Source organism: Bacteroides sp. NGMCC 1.200775 (assembly GCF_040798045.1).
GTDB classification, from domain to species: Bacteria; Bacteroidota; Bacteroidia; order Bacteroidales; family Bacteroidaceae; genus Bacteroides; species Bacteroides hominis.
Map to the genome: position 1 here is coordinate 1345235 of NZ_JASCQK010000001.1, position 20198 is coordinate 1365432.

Below are 20198 nucleotides of genomic sequence, written 5' to 3' on the forward strand. Positions count from 1 at the left end.
CTTCTTTTACATAGTTATTGTTTATCAAAACGAACATGCTCTTTCCATACAAGAGTCCCTCCTGCCGTGAGGTCGTATCCGTGTCCGGTACAATCGGCAAAAGCATTTCCTTTGCCCTCGTCCATTTTCCAGTAGCCTATCAGATTCGGATCAGCGGGTTTCACGGCAAAATACATGTTAGACTGAATTTGTGTCTGGCTGATCGCTGTCTTCCAAAGACGTACCTGAGCCATCTGGCAATTGTTCCGGAAGTAGCTGCCGCTTGAAACCATGTTCATCGTGTCGAACCGTACCGGGCCTCCTTTCGTTTGTAAAGTCACATCAAGCACCCCGTTAATATAAATCGATAACAATCCGGAAGAATTATAGACGAACGCCAGATGATACCATTTGTCTTTCTCAAACAAAGTCACCGTATTAACCTGACTTCCCAGCGTTTTCACCTGCAATGAATTATAAGGAATCATAGCGTCACCAAAACGGATATATACCTCATGGTCTTTGCTCCCCGAATTGAAGATAGCCTGATTATTAATGTCAAAGCCATCCATTTGTACCCAGGCTTCAAGCGACCATTCGTTGGTTGTCACTCCCCACAAACCTTCTTTGGACGGTTTTACAGCATTGGCCGTATTCATAAACGGTACGGACTGTATCAGCGGCTTGTCCAGTAAAATAATAAACTTCGACGAAAGCCCGATCGTAGACACCGGTCCTTGAATTTCGGTGAGGGATACCGGAATGGCATAGAGTTCTCCGTTTTCATTCGAATAAGGTTTCACCTTAAATTCTGATGGTACCGCACTTACATCACCCGCCTGAATCTTTATCTCTTTATCATAAGAAAAATATTGTTCAGGAAGAACCTCGTACGAAGTTTCATTGGCTTCATTGTACTCTTTAAGAATAGAGGGGTCAATCGTCAAAACAGCAGTTACATCTCCGGCAACAGGCTGCCCCATGCGTACGGTCAAAGTAGTTGTGGTAACATTTTCAGGATCAACCGTAACCTTTGCCGAACCATTCTCGGATGCTTCATTCAGATAAATAGCATTGTCAATCACACGGTAATCGGCATCTTCGCATCCAGCCAGAATCATCGGCAGAACAACACAAGCAAGCAAATAAGATTTTATTGTTATTCTTTTCATAATCAAATTCATTTAAGTCATTTTACAGCGGGATTCATAATTCTGATTGCCTCACGCAAATATTTGTATTCAACGTCGCCCGGATAATCATATTCCATATGATACGTCCCTACTCCGCCCTTTCGAACTTGTTTACCATCAATGACCGGAGTCCAGCGTGCCATTCCGGCAAGTGCCCGCATTTTATTTCCGTAACGATCTACATAATCGCCTCCTCCTGTCGGAGCATAGGATTCGAAATTTTCTGTGACGATGTACATATTAGCCACTTTCTCGGGAGTGAGTACCTCTTTAAAATTGGCAATTGTACCGGCCAGCCGCCTGTCAAGATTAGTATCGGAGTTACCCGCAAGGTTGGAGTATGCCTGCACGATAAAGTAATCAAAATAAGGTCCGGTTTCCGGATGAATGCTTTGTGGCTCACCATCGATCACAAGCAGTCGCCCCGTGCCCGATTTGGGTCCTATTCTCTCTCCTAACGCCTTTACGAAAGTGAGCATATTTTCGGGATAGCTGGCTAAATTTCCGGGAGACCCATAATTAGGTTCATAATCAATATCGAAACCATCATATCCATACTTATCGATGGAGTCACAAATGGCATTTGCATATTTTCTGATCGCGCCGTCGATAGCTTCCTGATCTCCATCTTTCCAACCCCAATATTCTTTATAATTCTCTTTATACTCTTCGGGAGTCAACTGATCGCCTACATTAGCTACGATAAAGCACATCAATGCACGCGTACCTTTCAGTTCTTTCACTTTTTTCTTATCCAGCATCCGGGCTTCATCCAGATTCTTCCAGTTTCCCCAGATGGAAACGAAGTCCACACTATCGGGAAGTCCCATCAGACTCCCCACCATCGAAGCTCCCACACCTGTCCAGCCTCCAAACCAGCCAAACGCAACCGAATGCTCCGAACGTTTATAAGCTCTCAGATTCTCGTAGTAGTCATTTCCCGGCATTTCAAAAAAATCCTCTGCTTCGGGTTTGGTCCAGTCACTGCAACCCAGAAGCATACTGACGAACAACGCAAAAACCACTATATTTAAATATCTCTTTTTCATTTTCTTTTCTCTTTTTAGCTTAAACATCAATTCTTTTTAGCCCACCAAAGGTCGGTAGCCCCAGTATCCGGGCCCCCCAACATTGAGACGGCTACCGAAACATTGGCAGCATTTCCCTGCTTCTCGGACAATGGGAAAGGCAAACGCCGCAATTGCCGGTTGGTGTCAATTACTCCGTTACTCAAATTGCTGACAGATGGAAACACTTCCGGATAACCTGTACGCCGATAATCGGCCCAACCTTCAAAGCCCAGAGGGAAATTGGCTATCCATTTCTGAGTAATGATACGCTCCAGTTTTTCTTCTGTAGGAGCACCTTCATTCCACGCAATCGTTATCTTGGTTTTCGGTGTATAATTGCATTTAACCGGGTTAGTCGGGTCGACAAAAGGTTCAGGCACTGCCACTGCATTTGCCAGATATTCTTCTGCTCCACCCACTTTCCGCTGGTCGAATGAAAGTTTAACACCTTGTTCGTAAAAGTCACGGGCACTACCTCCCATATCCCAACCACGCAGAGCACCTTCAGCACGCAAAAAGGCTGTTTCAGCCGCACAGAACATCAACATATCGTCTTTCTGATCGTAATTGGGCATAGAGTATCCTGCATAAGTGGCCGGCTTCACTCCTTCCAATCCCGAACGCATACCCATATACGGGCTATTGCCTCCCAACTTGGATGTCGTGAAATAGACTGCGCTACGAGGATCGGAATACCCTTTCATATAACTGGCAATAGTGGCATTGATACGGATTTCGCCCCAACTGGAGGCTACCAGCCACAGCGGATTGGGTTCGGCACCTACACCGACATATGCATTATTATCATTCGTATCTATCAGTCCGCGGGCACTCTTTACCGCTTCCTCAGCTTTCGCACGGGCAAGTTCGGGCGCCACATTGCTGATACGGACAGCCAGACGCAATTTAAGCGAATTAGCAAAACGCATCCACTTATTATAATCTCCATTATAGACCGGATCATAGCCCTCCAACGGCTTCAATCCGCCGACCTCGTCTACAAATTCGCCCAATATCTGTACTGCATAATCCAAATCTTCAAACATGTGTTTATATACATCTTCCTGACTGTCGTATGCAACAGCCGTTTTGCCATTGGCCACTTGACTGTAGGGAATGGGGCCGTAACAATCGGTCACACGCAACATTGTATTTACGCGAAGCAGCTTCGCCATTGCCCAATAGTGACCTTTTCCGCCGGTTGCCGTTTCCAATTTAAAGTAGTTGGAATAGAATTTCTCAAAAGGCGTATTGAAAGGAATCTGATTCCAGGATTCCGTCTGGTTGAATGTATTGAAGTTAGAACCACCCCATGAGTTAGCCATTGTCAGATAGCCGCTAAAAGGTCCCGCTACCATCTGGTCAATCATCTGATTGTCATTCTGCTGTACATTGATTCCGGTAGTAATCATTGTTGCAAACAGCATGGGCGGATTAAGTGAATGGGGTTCGTACGGATTAGTGTTGTATTCCTCAAAATTACTGGTACAGCAACACAAGAGTGGCGTGATAGCTGCGGCCAAAGCCATATTTAATATTTTATTTTTCATAATCGACTTGTTTTAAAATTGAAACTTAACATTGAAGCCAATATTACGTGTGCTCGGCTGCATAAAGTAATCTACCCCCTGATAGAAATTGCTGGTAGTGGAAGGGGTCATTTCCGGATCGAACGGTGCTTTACAATAAATCATCCAAAGATTCTTTCCTACGATACCTGCCGTTATGCCCACTTTATTGTTAAACCACTTACGAGGTAATGTATAACTCAGGTTCAACTCAGAAAGGCGTACGTTCGTCGCACTATAAGTGTAGTATTGTCCCAATCCTCCGGTAGAGCCTCCGATGGTTTGAAAATAAGACTTGGCATCTACGAATCCGTTATTGATCCACACTCCGCCGGCATCACGTGCATCGGCTGTAGCTTTGGACACACCGTAATAATCGAGTATACCCTGAGTGTTCGACACGCATAATCCACCGACACGCGCGGTCAGAACCACGCCCAGGCTGACGCCTTTATAAGAGAAGGTATTGCTGAATCCCATATTGAAATCAGGATTCATCGTACCTATTTTTTTAGGTTCGGCATAGTCCTGCACTCCGACTTTACCTGTCTGGGGATCTACCCAGATATTTCCGTTACCATCCGTACGAAGCCCTTTATCTACATACAGATCCCCCATCGTTCCACCTTCTCTCAGGATGACTCTGGGACCATATCCGTCGGCTCCCAACACAGCCATACGCAACTCCGGCATATCGATGATTTCACCGGTTATCGGATTCGTCGCGCCACTGGCCAGACGTTTCACCTTATTACGATTCATGGTATAAGTCAGGCTGCTGTTCCAACTGAAATCCCTCCATGTATTATTATATCCCAATGCCAGTTCCAAACCATAATTCTGGATATTACCTGTCTGTACAATAGCCGAAGAATAACCGCTCGACGACGCCAGGGTGATGTTAAAGGTTTGGTTATACGTATTCGAATGATAGTAAGTGGCATCTATACTGAAGTGGTTCCATAATCTGGCATTTAAACCCACCTCCCACGAACGTGTGTCTTCCGGCTTCAGATTAGTGGCAGGCAAAGTTGTTGAAGAGCCCCACTGATGGGACTGTTCATTGAACTCAAAGCCCGGATTCGATAAATAACGTTCGAAAGACGAAGCCACCGAACTGTATGAACCACGCAGTTTCGCATAAGAGATGAACTCGGGCAACCGGAACATCTCCGACAGAACGACAGATCCGCCGATGGAAGGATAGAAGAAAGAGGAGTGTTTAGTAAAGGCAAGCTGCGACTCCCAGTCGTTCCGTCCGGTCAAGGTCAGATATGCCATGCTGCGCCAACCTAATTCTATATTCGCAAATACTCCCTGGGACTGATCATGATATCCGAACTGTTTGGGCTTATAATTACTTTCATAATTAATATTTCTCACTGTAAAGAAATTGGGTATACCGGCCAGATCGCCTTCATTACCCATTTGTTCGTAAACCAAATCTTTAATAGATGCACCGATATTGGCATTCAGCGAGAAATCCCCTATCCTCTTATCGATATTTACCATAATATCAGCATATGTATTACGGTCTGTACGGTTCTGGTCCGAGTAGAAACCATTGGCTCCCGCAAAAGTAGTCAGGGTAGATGCATAACGCTCCTGAGTCAAACGAATATCCGAATTATCTACTTTAACACGGCCCGCAACGTTCAGCCAATCCGTAAGTTTATAAGTCAGGCTTGCATTGATCATGTAACGTTTCTTTTCTGTTTTACGGTTCATGCGTTTCATAATCCAGTACGGGTTTTGCAAACTCAGCCCCTGATGCCCATAAGGCCAAAACTGCGCATTCACCCCACGGCTCTCGCTATAACGTTCGAACATACGGATCTCCTCAAAATTATCATTACGAGGAAACAGATATAATGCCGGCAACGGATTGAAATATTGTCCCTGTGCCGTTATATTTTTATCATTCTGGATGATGTAACTGGCACCGATGTCCAGAGTCAGTTTATCTTTCAGGAAAGTAGCCGTATTCCGGATTGAGAAGTTGTAACGGCTATAACTGTTATTAGGCAGGATACCGGTTGCATTCGTTGTTGAAGCCGATGCATAAGTCTGGTTTTTCTTTGTTCCGGTCGAGAAAGAGATGGCATTAATTACATTCACTCCGGTATTAAAGAAACGGGCAGGATCATAACTCTGTCTGGTTTTATTGCCCCAGCTTGCAAATTCTCCCGGATTATTTCCATACCGGTTTTGCATCTCCGGCATAATATACGCATCAGAGAACATGGTATTATTGCTGACTGTCAGAGTTGTCTTCTCGGCAGATCCCTTTTTCGTGTTAATCAATACAACTCCATTGGCAGCCGCATTGCCGTATAAAGCAGCTGCGGAAGGACCGGTCAGCATATTAATACTTTCAATATCATCCGGATTAAGGTCGGCCACACCGTCCGAACCACTCTGAGTAGCAAAGGAACCTTCGCTCTTGCCAAAACTGACATTGAACATTGGAATACCATCGATTACATAAAGGGCATTGTTATCCTTTGTTATAGACTTAGTACCTCGCATCACTACCCTGGAGGCCGAACCGACACCACCGGCGGAATTGTTAATCGTTACTCCGGCAACTTTGCCCTGCAAAGAGTTAATGAAATTGGCATCTTTCACTGTATTGATGGCATCGCCACCCACTTGTTGCACATTGTAGCTCAATGCCTTTTGTGCCCGCTTGATACCTAAAGCCGTTACAACAACCTCGTCAAGCACTTCCGTGTCTTCTTGCATCACAATTTTCAGTGGCTTAGAGTCTGTCACTGTAATGGCCTGCGAAGCATAGCCGATATAGGATATCTCGATGACATCTCCTTTGGCAGCCGATATTGAAAAGTGTCCGTTCATATCGGTGATTGTCCCGTTGGATGTTCCTTTCACCAGTATACTTACTCCGATCAATGGTTCGCCTTTAGCGTCCGAGACATTTCCCGTAACCGTGATTTTCTCCTGCTGAATAGCTTTATCCTTATCATTAGCTGAAAGAATGAGGTGTTTGTTCATAATAGAATAGGAAATCCCCGTCCCCCGAAGCAAACGATTCATCACAGACGTAATATTTTCATTAGTAGCTTTAACGGAAACGGGTTGATTGGGGTTAACATCCCTGGTGTTATACACGATAGATAATGAGGTTTGATGTCCGATTTCATCCAGGACATTACCTAAAGGGGCTTTAGTGAAGTCGATATTTACCCGGATATCTTGCGCTGAAGCAAAAATAAAAGCAGGCATCGACAATAGAAAAAATAGCAAGTACTGAAACTTGTGTTTCACTGATTTCTTCATCTTGTTCTTTTTTAATTAGAAAATGTTTTAGGTAAAAATTGAAAGGTTTAGCAAAAGAAAACTGCTAATTCATATTAAGGTTGGTTTTTAATTAAGGGTCCTTGTTCATCGTTACAGATTTTAGGGTTAACTATATTCACTTTTCTGCTAATAATACATTTCAACCTATAAGCATACTAAATCAAGAAGCGACTTTTTTCAAAAAAAGAATAAAAAAAGAATAAGAATACAGATTGAGAAATAAAAAAAAGGAACCATTCCACATTGGAAACAGTCCCTTTTAGTGATTTAGGTTATAATAATAAATCGCTATCTACCCGCCTTGGGAGTCAATATTATGTTATTATCCTCACATTTATAATCAAAACGTTTGGTAAGAGCAAGTATAGAAAGAATTTGTCTGATATCATCATCCGTACTAAAAGTACAGGTGAAACGTTCTTTTTTCAGCTGTGCATCAGAAATAATGAAATGTACATCAAAATGCTTTTCCAGACATTGCACAATCTCCACGAGTGTAGCTTGTTCGAATTTCAGTTTTCCGTTAATCCAAAGCAACACATCACCCGGACGATCAGCTTCGGTAAGCATCAACTGCATCGTACGGGTATCCACACTCAACGTTTGTCCCGGTTTCAGTAAGATCCCTTCTTCTTCGGACTGTCCCGGCAGCTGCACTTGCACCAATCCTTTCAATAAAGTCGTCACAACCTTTGCTTCGGACGAGCGTGCCCGGACATTGAATTTTGTACCGAGCACACAAGTCCTGACATCTTTACTATTAACAACAAAGGGTTTGTGCTTATTATGAGAGACCTCAAAATAAGCCTCACCATTCAAATCAACCAATCTTTCCCGCTTCCAGAAAGAAGGTTTATAAACAAGCTGCGTTGAAGCATTCAACCACACCTTCGTGCCATCCGGCAAAACAGCACGTGCCCGTTGACCGGCTTCCGTAGCAAAAACATATCCGGCAGACTTGCCGGAAGACATCCAATACAAAGCTCCGGTAGAAATCAGTAAACCGCACAAAAAGGCAGCCAAAGGTACTGCATAACGCTTCCATTTTGAAACACGCATTTTACCCACCGATTTTCTATCCGGCTCTTTCTGCTTCATCCGATCCTTCAAAGCGCTCAGTGAACTTTCGGTGTCCACCGCATCCATCACCGCTTTGCGCTCACCGACAAAAAGCATATAATATAGTTGTTCAAGTTGTTTTTTATGTTCCGCAGAGTCATGGTACCATGTCTCTACTTCCAGACACTCTTCAGCATCTGATTCTCCTTTCAAGTAGTTCAGTAGTTTTGTTTCATCCATTGTATTAACCAAATCTTTTATACCTATATCATACGTTGTTATGTATAATACATTTCAGAAAGCAAAGTTACTAAATAAAAACACAAACTTTTTTTCTTCGAAGAATCATTTTGTCAGTACCGAAAATTTAGCTACGTTTGTTCGCTAATAACAATGAAAAAAAGAATGGCACAGACTCTGACTAACCTAAACATAAATGATAATAATGCCGTTATATCAGCCTTGAGAGAAGGGTGCGAAGAAGTATTTGACAATGTTTACCGCCATTACTTTCGCGGACTATGCGTCTTTTGTTCTCAGTACGTCACACTGAGTGAATCGGAAGAAATCGTGCAGGACACCATGATGTGGTTATGGGAAAACAGAAAAACCCTCATTCCGGAACTAACCTTAAAAACTCTTCTTTTTACTATTGTCAAGAACAAGGCACTTAATAAAATCTCCCATTTCGAAATAAAGCGTAAGGTACATCTGGAAATTGCCGAAAAATATGAAAGCGAATTTTCTTCACCTGACTTTTATCTGGAAAACGAACTTTTCAGGTTGTATGAAGAAGCTTTAAGAAAGCTACCGGCAGAATTTCGTCAGGCATATGAAATGAACCGAAATCAACAACTGACTCATAAAGAAATTGCGGAGAAACTAAACGTCTCTCCGCAAACTGTCAATTATCGCATAGGGCAAGCCCTGAAAATATTGCGTTCGGAATTGAAGGATTACCTCCCTCTTATCATGCTGTTTCTATTTCTGCAAGGGCATAAATGAGATGGCTTGCCCACCACCGGCGGCCATGCGGATATTTATTGTGTCTCTTGCCGTCACCTCCTGTTCCGTAATCTGATATTCGGTCGGATTGTTTTTCCAATCAGCCTGCTCGCCATCAGCATAGATTATTGCTTTATAGGTCTTCCCCTTTTCCAGAAAATCAAGGCTGACCGGTAAAGTCCGTGGTTCCTCATTCGTAGAAGCTCCCAGGAAATAATTCTGTTTAGCCTTGCGCACTATCACTACAAATTCTCCCGGCTCACCGGCCAATGCTTTTGATTCATCACAGTCCGGATCGAAATCACGAAAGAACTGGAAAGCAGGATGTCCTTCATAATGCTCGATCATATCAGAAGCCATCTGTAACGGGGAATATAAGATAACCCAATTTGCCAACTGTTTGGCCAGTGTCGTATTGACACGGCTATTGCCTTTATCCTGGTCATTCCACTTCTGGCGTTTAGGAGAATCTTTCGTCTGTGTAAACAATATGTCGAAAGTACCCGGAGTATAATCCATTGGGCCACCCAGTAAACGGGTAAACGGTAACATCTCGTGATGGGAAGGAGGATTTCCCTCACTCCAGGCATTCCACTCCATCCCACGGGCACCTTCACGAGTCATCATATTGGGCCAGGTACGGCGTATTCCCGTATCTTTGATAGGCTCGTGCGCATCCAAAGTCATATGGTAACGAGCAGCCGTTTCAACTACCTTTTGGTAATGGTTGACTCCGTATTGTCCGTGATGCGAATGTCCGTCGGGAAAAGCACCCGCATAACCGGTTTTCAGTATATGAATACCTTTTTCGGTATACCACTTGATCGCTTTTTCCATCTGGCGTTCGTAGTTGGGAATATTTCCTCCGGTTTCATGATGTCCGATGATCTGAACATTTTTCTCACGTGCATAACGGGCTATTTCATCAATATCAAAATCAGCGTACGGTTTGGTAAAATCAAAATTCTGCATACCACCCCAGCTCTCCCAGCCTTCGTTCCACCCCTCGAATAATACCCCTTCGATATTATTGTCATGAGCAAAATCGATATACTTTTTCGCATTAGCGGTTGTGGCTCCGTGACGGTCATCCATCTTCCAGGTTTCTACCCCCAGATGCATTCCCCACCAAACGCCAACATATTTAATCGGTTTAATCCAGTCGGTAGTTTCCAGTTTACAAGGTTCATTCAAATTCAGAATCAAGGATGAATTAATCAGGCCGACAGCTGCCGGAGCAATCTGAATGGTACGCCATGATGTCATGAAATTATTCCCTTTACGGGCCTTGATACCGTCGGGCCATGAAGCAAGTTCCGACTTTAGAGCATGGCCTCCATCCTGCTTTAGTGTCATCTCCGGAAAATCATAAAGAGCAGCTTCATGAATGCTGCCATATATCCCACCGGGAGTTTTGAAAGTGAAAGGAGTATTGGCATTTTTCACTTCACTGATCTTCTGTTCCGAATACAACAATTCATAGGTTTCGAAGCTGGCCGGAATTGACCAGGAAATTCCATCTTCGTGAAAGCGGAAAGCAGTCAATTCGTCGGTGACCAGCAAAGAGTCAACGCCGGGCACCTCATATTCATAACGAAAAGCTATACCGTCATCAAATGCACGAAAACGAAGAGTTAACTCTATATTGGCATCGTTCTTCAAGAAAACCGCCATTTCATTATAATGATTCCTGTTCGTTTTATTCTCTCCCCACGGTTGGGTCCAGGTTTCATCTTTATCTGTAAACGTAGTTTTCACGACACGAAATCCTTGATTAAGGTCAATCCCGTCTTTCGCCTCGAAACCAAGCGATGAGTTGTCCAACAAAAGAGTATCATTGACCGCCACCCGATAAACCATCTTTCCGTCAGGTTCTGTTGCAAAAGCCACCTTGATGTGTCCGTCCGGAGAGGATAACTCAGTCTTTGGAGTACAACTATAAAAACTCATCAGTATAAAAGCGACAAATAACAAATGCAAGTTTTGTTTCATGGTCATGTAATCTGTTTGTGTGGTTTAGAATTCCAGGTCGGCCAAATGCGCGTTGTGATCAGACAAATAGGTAGAGTCTGTAATCGCGGAAGAAATAATTTCCGCATCCGCCACCTTTATTTGCGGAGTTACGAAAATAAAATCGATCTTCTCCCGCTCAGCCACCGGTACCCTTCCAAAATCATGGAAAGTATAGCTTTCTCCTGTCTGTTTCGCAGCTATCTTCCACGCATCTTTCAATATGAACTCATTGGATGTAATTGTTTTATAAGCTTCCCATTCCTCAGAAACATTAAAGTCTCCGGTCATCATAGAGGGGTGTGTACCGGCTATCTCTTTTATCTTATCAATAATAAGCAATGCACTGTTCCTCCGGGCTTCTGTCCCTACGTGATCAAAATGAGTATTTACCATCAGGAATTCTTTTCCGGTGGATTTCTCCTTCAGTTTAGCCCAGGTGGCAACACGGGTACAAGCAGCATCCCAACCAAGTTTACCGACACTATCCGGATGTTCGGACAACCAGAATGTATTGCTGTCCAGTAAATCATATTTATCTTTCCGATAGAAAACCGGAGCATATTCACCTTGAGTCTTTCCATCCTCACGTCCCACGCCTACATAGGCATAATCGGGCAGTCCGACCAACAAGTCTTCTAACTGATGATGTAACACCTCCTGCATACCCAGTACATCCGGTTGTTTTTCACGGATAAACTCACAAACCCGGTCTTTACGGTATTTCCAAGAATTCAGGCTATCGCCCGGATTATCGTAACGGATGTTGAAGGTAGCCAAACGGACATGTGAAATCGGACTGGAACTGCAACCCGCCAGAAGCAGGGTAATAAAAGTTCCGATAAAAAAGCAAATCTTATTCATTAGTTTATATGTGTTGGTTATTAAATTTAAAGCCATTCCGTATATGATACAACTGAAAAAGAAAAAACACTTAACGCCCCACCTGATAAGTAGCAGCTAATTGCCGGCAACCGGCACGATTTATTTTCCCTGTTTCCGTCAAGGGTATAGCGCCCACTGAAAAAACCATTTTAGGCAACTGGTACTTGGTAAGAAGCTCTTTCATCTTCTCCTCCAACCGTTCCGTATACCCTCCATTTTCTATCAAAAGAACAACAGCCTCCCCTAATGCGGCATCGGAAACGGAAGTGACGGCAAAGGGAACATGTATCCAGGGACGCAGTATATCTTCCACCTGCTCCGCCTGCACTTTGATACCTCCGGTGTTGATGGCATTGTCTTTTCTGCCCAGGATAGAAAAGCTACCATCCGAATTTATTTCCGCCACATCATTTGTCACCAAAATCGTATCGCAAACCAGCGGAGCATCAATAATCAATGTATGCTCGGGTGACAAAGAAAGTCGTACCGAAGGAAAAGGATAATAAAGAGTACTCGCATCCGGTCCGTTCAGCCGTCTTAAAGCAATATGCGACAGGGTTTCCGTCATGCCGTACGTAGAATACACCTCACCCGGTAATTGGCGTATCTCAGCTTCCAGACCGGCATCTATCGCACCACCGCCAATTATAAGAATATCGGTCCGGCAGAGCCTTTCTCTTTCCGCGGCTATCTGCAAAGTGTTGTAAACCTGCAGCGGAACCATTGCCGAGAAACGTAACGGCTGATCCAAATCCGCCATCGGATGACCGGAAGGAGTGCGGACAACCAGATCCAGCCCGGCAACCAAAGCCCGCACCACAACCATCTTTCCGGCAATGTATTGCAAAGGCATACACAATAGCGCACTATCCCCCCGCCGAAGCCCCAGATACTCACAAGTCAACCGGGCACTCTGCATCATCCGGTCTTTAAGGACCTTCATTTGTTTAGGTGTTCCGGTAGAACCGGACGTCTTTACAGTAAGATAAGGAGAATCGTTGAACCAATCGTCCAGAAAACGGTAGAGTTCACACAGAAATACCGGCGTTGCGTCTGTACAATTGGCAACAAGTCTTTTTACATCTTCCCGGGAAAGCAAATTGCCTTCCAGCATCAGCTGTTGTTCTTCCCGATTAAATATCATAAGTATTTCTTTTATTTACAAAACCATAAACAATCTTTTCGAATCTCAAGGGGCATTTCGATATTGTCTGTAAACAACAGTCCGGTTCCCAATCCCTGAGGCAGCGGATTACGGAAAGTAGCACACCATTGTGCAATAGCATTCAGTCCGATGTTCGATTCCAGTGCAGAAGTAATCCACCAACCGATATGCTGCTTTTCCGCTTCTGCAATCCATTCATTACCACCACTGATTCCACCATGTAAAGATGGTTTCAATATAATGTATTGAGGACGGACAGACGTCAACAAATCTTGTTTTCCTTCGGGAGTATTACAGCCAATCAGTTCTTCGTCCAATGCAATGGGAAGCGGAGTGTCTGCTGTCAGGCGGGCCATTTCCTCCCACTGCCCGGCACGGATGGGCTGTTCGATGGAGTGTAGTTCCAATTCAGCCAACCTATTCAGTTTTTCCATAGCGTCAATGGGTGAAAAAGCACCATTGGCATCCACTCTCAACTCTATTTCCCTCGCCGAATAATGAGCACGGATATGCTTCAGCAGTGCCAATTCTTCTTCGAAGTTTATCGCACCTATTTTCAGTTTGATACAACGGTATCCTGACTGCATCTTTACTTCGATCTGTTGCAACATCCTATCAAAATCGCCCATCCAGATAAGTCCGTTGATGGGTATACCGGTTTCTCCCCGGGAAAAAGGAGTATCCCATAATGCCCAACTCTGAGTTTCATAATGACGAAGAGCTGTTTCAAGTCCAAACAGAATCGAAGGATAATCACGCAAAACTTCCGTATCCAGTTCGCCTGTCTGCTCCAAACACCGGCAAGCATTGCAGAGTATTTGTTCATAATCCGGCAGGTCGTCACAACTCAGTTTAGGCAACGGAGCACACTCTCCCACTCCGACACGTTCCGGATACTCTGTCGTAGAAAGATAGATATACCAAACCTTCCGGGTAGTATAGGTACCGCGGGAAGTTCCTGCCGGCTGCTTGAAATGGAGGATACGGGGAATAATATTTATTGTATACATAGGAATACTATAAAGCAAAGGCCTCCCATCAAGAAGGCCTTTTTTACTTATGGGAACTTAGGATATTGCTTAAAATCTGGTTTGCGCTTTTCAAGGAATGCATTCTTGCCCTCCTGTGCCTCATCGGTAAGATAATAAAGCAGAGTCGCGTCACCGGCTAACTCTTGAATACCTGCCTGCCCATCAAGTTCGGCATTCAAGCCGGCTTTAATCATGCGGAGCGCCAATGGACTGAGCTGCATCATCTCTTCGGCCCATTGGACATACTCGTCTTCCAGTTTTTCCAAAGGCACTACCTTGTTGACAAGTCCCATATCCAGAGCTTCCTGAGCATTATACTTGCGGCAAAGGAACCAAATTTCACGAGCTTTTTTTTGTCCCACCACACGGGCAAGATAAGAAGAGCCGAATCCTGCATCGAAGCTACCTACACGAGGTCCGGTCTGGCCGAAGATTGCATTTTCGGAGGCAATGGAAAGATCACATACTACGTGCAGTACATGTCCGCCACCGATAGCAAATCCGTTGACAGCGGCAATAACCGGTTTAGGTATCGAACGGATTTGCTTCTGTACGTCCAACACACTCAGACGGGGCACCCCGTCTTTACCGATGTATCCGCCTCGTCCCTTTACATTCTGGTCACCTCCCGAGCAGAAAGCTTTGTCACCGGCACCGGTCAGTACCACGACATTAATGTCAGGCTCTTCACGACAAATACGCAAAGCATCACTCATCTCACCCGTTGTGGTCGGTGTGAAAGCGTTGCGATAACGCTCGCGGTTAATTGTAATACGAGCAATGCCATTATAGTAATCAAATAGAATATCTTCATATTCTTTAATAGGAGTCCACTCTCTTTTCGTTTCCATCTTTATTCATTTTAATGGTTATTTCTTTAATAATTCCTGTACTTTCTTCTGGAGTCCGGGTGTCTTTACATTGGGGTTGTTCAACATTGCGATAGCGAAATTATTTGCCATCACCTCTTCCGGATCGATAACATATCCGGTATTCCGCCCAACCTTATCAAAAAAGTCGGCAGCTTTCTGCAACGGATAAATAACCGTCTTGCCATTTTCCCGAACTGGTTTGAATGCTTTATCCAAAGGAATCAAACCGACATTGATATACTGATAGAACTTACCAACGGTATAGGGCCTGTTGGCATATATAATCATGGTACAATTCTGAGGTTTACCATCGATTGTAAAAGTGGCATAGCTGTCCCAACGGCTGACATCGGGATTGGAAATCCGGTATTCCCGAATATCTTCGGGCAATTCAATCTCTTTTGGCAGAATATTAAATTCAATAGCCTCGTACATTTTCTTTTTGAATCCGGGGTTGAAACGTGTCAGGATATGAAAAATTTCATGCACCAACAGACGAGTATGCGACTGCTCGTTTCCCCGCTGAAAAGTAACGTCGGTCAGTGCTATCCAGTTACTGCGAGTATACCCTCCGGCTCCTCCTTCATCTTTCATTGTTGTTTTTACCAATATTATTTCTTTCGGGAAAGGAATCCGGTAACCATACTTACGAATCGTGTCATTCAGGCTTTTTCTGATCCGTTCAATCTGTTGCGCCTCCCGGGGAGTCCATCCACGAACTTCACCAATAGCCAGACTGACGAGATCTTCTCTTTTTCCTTCGGGATTCTCAAGACGGGCTGCAATATCAAACGGAGTCCAGTTACGCGTATAATGATCCTCAACCGCTATCAGGCGTTTAGCTTCTTCGGCAGAGGCCAACCTAAAATCGATTGTATCTACATGAGTCATCACCTCCTGTAATACGGTATTCCCGGGAGACATGGCCCCAACCTTCTCCACAAGTGGGCTTATAACAAACAGCAATAAGCCACCAATCAACATCACCCCTTGCTTAATCATAATCTTATTTTTTTAGTTGATGATAATAGTCTTTCAAAATACGTGCATCTTTATTCTTGTTTGTGAAAACTTCCATTAACACAGGCTGAGTCAATAACTCGGCTTGGGTGAAAACCTTCATTGCTTCGTCCAGCTGATTTTCATCCTGCACTTCCTGGTAAAGGAAGCCACGTTCTTCAGCCCACCCTTTAGCAGACGTCTTGTGTACGGCAGTCACAAAACGATGCGAAGTGCCGGACATTTCCAAACCGGGCAGAGTATGGAAGATTTCCCCTCCCCCATTATTTAAGAGAAGTATGCGGAGATTACTTCCGAAATGATTATTCCACAACGCATTCATGTCGTAGAAAAAACTCAGGTCTCCAATGACCACAAAATTCAACTTTCCGGAGGCGGCGGCATAACCGACTGCTGTCGATAAGGAACCTTCGATACCACTTGTTCCACGGTTACAGCAAACCTCTATTGTATCGGGTAAAGGGTATAGTTGAGCATAGCGTACAACCGAACTATTGGCCAGGTGTAAAGCACATGAAGCAGGCAAAGCCTTTATCAACGCTCCTATGGCAGACATCTCCGAATAGGGCAACTCTGGTTGGGGAAGTTCTTTGCAAAAATTTTCCCATTGCCGAGGATACTCTGGTGTACGGTTGTCCAGCAAGAAAGCTATTTTCTCAAGGAACTCAAACGGGTCCATTTCAATGACCGTCGTGAGTGAACCTTGGAACAGATCAATCACTTCACCATCCGTCGACACATGCCAATGCTCCTTGGGCGGATGTTGACGAAGGAATTTTTTCATCCGCTTGGAGACGATATGTCCTCCATAAGTGATTACCAGTTCGGGCATCATCTTTTCCTGCATTTCCGGAGACATGGCATATAAAGCAGCATCAAAATTCCGGATCGGAATACCGGGAACAGTCTGGTTACCCAAATGTTCGGTAAACCAAGCAAACTGCTTATACAGCATCTTTGAATATTTCTTCTCAAACAGGTAAATCAGATTCATCTGTCCGACAATTATCATGCGCCGGTTGTATTTATTAAGCCGATCAATCAGACCGTCGTAATCGCGATCATAAACATTCAGTCCCTGATAACGTGTTATAACACGCTCTTCGGGAAGAACATCTGCCGTAAACTGGAACAAAGGCTCCGAAACCGGTACATTAATATGCACAGGTCCTTTGCCATGGTGATTCAGTTCAAGTAATGCTTCGTTCAGCAAACGGTTACAATACCATTTGTCTTCGTCGGTATGTATCTCAGGCAAGTTCGCAGACATCTTCACCAACGACTGAAAGACACCCGGTTGCGGTAAAGTCTGCCCATCCATCTGGTTAATCCAGGCTGCGGGACGATCGGCAGAAATAACTACTAAAGGTACTTTCTGATAATAGGCTTCCGCCACGGCAGGATGCAAATTCAGCAGAGCCGTACCGGATGTGCAACAGACTGCCGCAGGTTTTCCGCCATGTAAGGCAAGCCCGATAGCAAAAAAACCGGCACTCCGCTCGTCTGTTACCGAATAACAGGTGAAATCAGGATGTCCGGCAAGTGTGTGTACAATCGGAGCATTCCGGCTTCCGGGGCATAAGACCACTTTCGTCACTCCGTGTGCCCGAAGCAACGCTACCAACTGCAATATGTTTTCCTTATCTGAATACATCGCTCTATTAAGTTATTTATAAAGAGTTCAAGTTCTTCATCGTCTGCATCTTCTTTTCAGTCTCTTGAAATTCATCATCCAATTCGGAAGATGCCAGTAACCCACCTCCGGCATAAAGTGTCAGAGTATCCTCTTTCACATTCATACAGCGTAGGTTGACATACAGGTCTGTCTTCCCCTCCGGTTTGAGCCAGCCGATAAATCCGGAATAATAACTGCGGTCATAGCCTTCATTATCGAGAATAAACCGATAGGCTTCCTCCTTGGGTAATCCGCACACAGCCGGAGTAGGATGCAATAGCTTCAACAAATCCCCCAATTTACGACTATCGTTCAGTGAGAAACGGAAATCGGTTTTCAGATGCGATAAAGCTCCGGCAAAAGCCGGATAAGGTCCCTTCTCCACCGGAGAAATACCTAACGATCGGAGTTGATTACGGATATATGCGGCTACATATTCCTGTTCCTCCCGGTTCTTCTCATCCCAATGCTGAGGAAGTTCACCATTTTGTAAAGACTGGGTTCCGGCCAATGCCACAGTATTCCACTCTCCCTTCTCACCCGATAAAATGATTTCCGGTGTACTGCCCATCCACACTCCCGTTTGCGGAGTATAGCAAAGATAGACATAGGAGTAAATATAACGCCTGCAAGCTTTATAGAAAGCGCTTGCAGGAGAGAACCCCGGTTCTTTCTTCACCGTCACTTTGCGGGACAGCACCAGCTTATCAAAAGTATGTGCCCGTAAAGCCCGGATAAAAATATCAAAACAGGCTGCATAAGCTTCTTTTGCTCTCACAGGCCGTTCGTTTTGTGCAGACCGGTTGCACACCTCTGTGCAGACAGGCTGCACACTCCTGCGCGGGCTGCCTGCACAGGAAGGAATTTCTTGACAGTCCGGTTGAATCAGTATGATAGGACATTGCGGAGTAACCCGGAAAGGAGCGATAACAAAACCTGTCTGTCCGTTTAGTTCTTCCATTTCCCGAACCAAACGTACTTCTCCGTAAGTCTGCATCAGAAAGTGAGGTTCTTCTTCCCCCGGATTGCGATACATCGCAAAACTTCTTCCCTGCCGGATCAACTCATCTATAATCTCACAATTATTTGTTTCTTCTGACGTCATCTCTTCTTTAATATACTATTCACCACCCGAATAGAAGACACCAACTTGTCGGTCGACGTAAATACGTCCACATTCCAGACATGAGATGAACGACCTTTATGGATGATGGTGCCGACAGCCCGCACCGTGTCTCCTTCGTGGGCAGATGACATGTGATTACCGCTGACTTGCATACCAACGACAATCTCATCAGGCTGGCAAAGAATCATCGACCCCAATCCGGCTACTGTTTCGGCCAATGCCAGAGTAGCCCCTCCATGCAGAATGCCAAAAGGCTGTCGGGTTCGTTCGTCCACCGGCATGGTAGCCTCAACCCGGTCCTCGGACGCATAAGTATATTGAATACCCAGATTCCCCATCAATGCGTGACGAGCACGCTCGTTTAACTGATCAAGTGGAATCTCGGCAGGACGGATCTCTGCAAGAATCGCCTTTTCTACGGCAAGGGCAACTCCGTCTTCTTCGTTAGATGCAGTCACCACATCGGCACAAACTTTCACAGAGTCCTGGGCATTCCCCATGGCAATACCCAATCCGGCAAACTGTATCATCGAAACATCGCAGACACCGTCGCCTATCACAATCGTTTCTTCGGGTGTAATATCAAGGTGGGACAACAGTGCTCCCAAAGAGGTAGACTTATCGATACCGCAAGGCAACACTTCAAGAAAATAAGGTTCCGAACGGAATACATCGAGTGCACCGTTCAAACGTTTCTTCCAATGTTCTTCCAAAGCTACCAATGCTTCTTCATCATCACTGACCAACATACATTTGGAAGGAGCAAAATCTACAGCTGCCGAAAATTCGGGTTCCTCAATCAGCTCCATCCCATTGAGACGTGCTTCCCAAAGAATATGTTCATTATTAGCATAATCGGCAATCATCCGATCTTCGGTGTATGTAAAGATAGAAAATCCGTTTTTACGTGCCTTTTTCTCCAAATAGGGCAACATTTCCGGATTAATACGCCGCTCAAGCAATACTTCTCCATTTTTTGCATTAATAACCTGCGCACCGTTATAAGACACAATATATCCGCCATAGTTACCCAATTCCAGTTTTTTAGCCAATGGCAAAATCCCATAGGTAGGCCTGCCCGATGCTAAAACAAGATGTACACCCATCTGCTGCACTTTCAATAAGGTAGCGAGGGTACGTGGAGTAATCTCCTTTTCATCATTAAGCAATGTCCCGTCTACATCAAGGACTAACAATTTATACTTCATGACTTCGAGTT

At 44.6% G+C, this 20198-nt stretch carries 15 protein-coding genes; 1 reads left to right on the forward strand and 14 read right to left on the reverse strand.

The genetic code is table 11. The features are described 5' to 3' along the window. Window positions 1-14: 14 nt before the first annotated feature. The 5 genes from QK890_RS05870 to QK890_RS05890 all read right to left on the reverse strand — a co-directional run bounded on the left by QK890_RS05870 (window position 15) and on the right by QK890_RS05890 (window position 8430). Entirely contained in the window at window positions 15-1151 is a 1137-nt protein-coding gene (locus QK890_RS05870; RefSeq protein WP_032540729.1) for a DUF1735 and LamG domain-containing protein, read from the reverse strand. Window positions 1152-1168: 17 nt separating this feature from the next. Then, the gene (locus QK890_RS05875; protein ID WP_005818929.1) at window positions 1169-2221 is read right to left on the reverse strand and encodes a glycoside hydrolase family 18; all 1053 of its coding nucleotides are present in this window, start codon (window positions 2219-2221) and stop codon (window positions 1169-1171) included. A gap of 26 nt (window positions 2222-2247) precedes the next feature. After that, entirely contained in the window at window positions 2248-3792 is a 1545-nt protein-coding gene (locus QK890_RS05880; RefSeq protein ID WP_005809684.1) for a SusD/RagB family nutrient-binding outer membrane lipoprotein, read from the reverse strand. 12 nt (window positions 3793-3804) lie between these two features. Next, window positions 3805-7110: a SusC/RagA family TonB-linked outer membrane protein gene (locus QK890_RS05885; protein ID WP_032540680.1), complete on the reverse strand. Its 3306-nt coding sequence runs from the start codon at window positions 7108-7110 to the stop codon at window positions 3805-3807. Window positions 7111-7419: 309 nt separating this feature from the next. Beyond that, complete coding sequence (locus tag QK890_RS05890; RefSeq protein WP_022011854.1) at window positions 7420-8430, reverse strand: FecR family protein; 1011 nt, start codon at window positions 8428-8430, stop codon at window positions 7420-7422. Window positions 8431-8595: 165 nt separating this feature from the next. On the opposite strand from QK890_RS05890, the gene QK890_RS05895 reads away from it, so the two are divergent. Continuing rightward, entirely contained in the window at window positions 8596-9195 is a 600-nt protein-coding gene (locus QK890_RS05895; RefSeq protein WP_005776032.1) for an RNA polymerase sigma-70 factor, read from the forward strand. Here QK890_RS05895 and QK890_RS05900 read toward each other — a convergent pair. From QK890_RS05900 to QK890_RS05940, 9 genes are all read right to left on the reverse strand, one after another. After that, window positions 9172-11187 carry a glycoside hydrolase family 97 protein gene (locus QK890_RS05900; protein WP_032540730.1) on the reverse strand — a complete coding sequence of 672 codons (2016 nt, stop codon included), beginning with the start codon at window positions 11185-11187 and terminating at the stop codon, window positions 9172-9174. The two genes, QK890_RS05895 and QK890_RS05900, sit on opposite strands and share 24 nt — an antisense overlap. Before the next feature lie 24 nt (window positions 11188-11211). Further along, window positions 11212-12069 (reverse strand): endonuclease/exonuclease/phosphatase family protein, encoded by an 858-nt coding sequence (locus tag QK890_RS05905; protein ID WP_032540682.1) that lies wholly within the window; start codon window positions 12067-12069, stop codon window positions 11212-11214. A 70-nt stretch (window positions 12070-12139) separates the two neighbouring features. Continuing rightward, a complete protein-coding gene (locus tag QK890_RS05910; protein ID WP_032540684.1) occupies window positions 12140-13234 on the reverse strand; it encodes an AMP-binding protein in 1095 nt (364 codons plus the stop codon). Between the two features lie 11 nt (window positions 13235-13245). Next, window positions 13246-14265 (reverse strand): o-succinylbenzoate synthase, encoded by a 1020-nt coding sequence (locus QK890_RS05915; protein WP_032540731.1) that lies wholly within the window; start codon window positions 14263-14265, stop codon window positions 13246-13248. 47 nt (window positions 14266-14312) lie between these two features. Further along, entirely contained in the window at window positions 14313-15137 is an 825-nt protein-coding gene (menB, locus tag QK890_RS05920) for a 1,4-dihydroxy-2-naphthoyl-CoA synthase (RefSeq protein ID WP_005776026.1), read from the reverse strand. 18 nt (window positions 15138-15155) lie between these two features. Beyond that, entirely contained in the window at window positions 15156-16160 is a 1005-nt protein-coding gene (locus QK890_RS05925) for a hypothetical protein (protein ID WP_032540686.1), read from the reverse strand. Between the two features lie 4 nt (window positions 16161-16164). Continuing rightward, window positions 16165-17832: a 2-succinyl-5-enolpyruvyl-6-hydroxy-3-cyclohexene-1-carboxylic-acid synthase gene (gene menD, locus QK890_RS05930; protein ID WP_005776024.1), complete on the reverse strand. Its 1668-nt coding sequence runs from the start codon at window positions 17830-17832 to the stop codon at window positions 16165-16167. 16 nt (window positions 17833-17848) lie between these two features. Continuing rightward, window positions 17849-18958, reverse strand: a complete 1110-nt coding sequence (locus tag QK890_RS05935; protein WP_022011861.1) for an isochorismate synthase — start codon at window positions 18956-18958, stop codon at window positions 17849-17851. Then, entirely contained in the window at window positions 18955-20187 is a 1233-nt protein-coding gene (locus QK890_RS05940) for a Cof-type HAD-IIB family hydrolase (protein WP_005776021.1), read from the reverse strand. Before QK890_RS05940 ends, QK890_RS05935 begins: the two co-directional genes overlap by 4 nt. Window positions 20188-20198 lie beyond the last annotated feature (11 nt).

Bases quoted from the DNA above. Each gene is read 5' to 3' on its own strand.
- QK890_RS05905 (WP_032540682.1), bottom strand. From the start codon at position 12,069: ATGAATAAGATTTGCTTTTTTATCGGAACTTTTATTACCCTGCTTCTG.
- QK890_RS05890 (WP_022011854.1), bottom strand. From the start codon at position 8,430: ATGGATGAAACAAAACTACTGAACTACTTGAAAGGAGAATCAGATGCT.
- QK890_RS05900 (WP_032540730.1), bottom strand. From the start codon at position 11,187: ATGAAACAAAACTTGCATTTGTTATTTGTCGCTTTTATACTGATGAGT.
- QK890_RS05935 (WP_022011861.1), bottom strand. From the start codon at position 18,958: ATGACGTCAGAAGAAACAAATAATTGTGAGATTATAGATGAGTTGATC.
- QK890_RS05885 (WP_032540680.1), bottom strand. From the start codon at position 7,110: ATGAAGAAATCAGTGAAACACAAGTTTCAGTACTTGCTATTTTTTCTA.
- QK890_RS05915 (WP_032540731.1), bottom strand. From the start codon at position 14,265: ATGTATACAATAAATATTATTCCCCGTATCCTCCATTTCAAGCAGCCG.
- menB (WP_005776026.1), bottom strand. From the start codon at position 15,137: ATGGAAACGAAAAGAGAGTGGACTCCTATTAAAGAATATGAAGATATT.
- QK890_RS05875 (WP_005818929.1), bottom strand. From the start codon at position 2,221: ATGAAAAAGAGATATTTAAATATAGTGGTTTTTGCGTTGTTCGTCAGT.
- QK890_RS05895 (WP_005776032.1), top strand. From the start codon at position 8,596: ATGGCACAGACTCTGACTAACCTAAACATAAATGATAATAATGCCGTT.
- QK890_RS05880 (WP_005809684.1), bottom strand. From the start codon at position 3,792: ATGAAAAATAAAATATTAAATATGGCTTTGGCCGCAGCTATCACGCCA.
- QK890_RS05925 (WP_032540686.1), bottom strand. From the start codon at position 16,160: ATGATTAAGCAAGGGGTGATGTTGATTGGTGGCTTATTGCTGTTTGTT.
- QK890_RS05870 (WP_032540729.1), bottom strand. From the start codon at position 1,151: ATGAAAAGAATAACAATAAAATCTTATTTGCTTGCTTGTGTTGTTCTG.
- QK890_RS05940 (WP_005776021.1), bottom strand. From the start codon at position 20,187: ATGAAGTATAAATTGTTAGTCCTTGATGTAGACGGGACATTGCTTAAT.
- QK890_RS05910 (WP_032540684.1), bottom strand. From the start codon at position 13,234: ATGATATTTAATCGGGAAGAACAACAGCTGATGCTGGAAGGCAATTTG.
- menD (WP_005776024.1), bottom strand. From the start codon at position 17,832: ATGTATTCAGATAAGGAAAACATATTGCAGTTGGTAGCGTTGCTTCGG.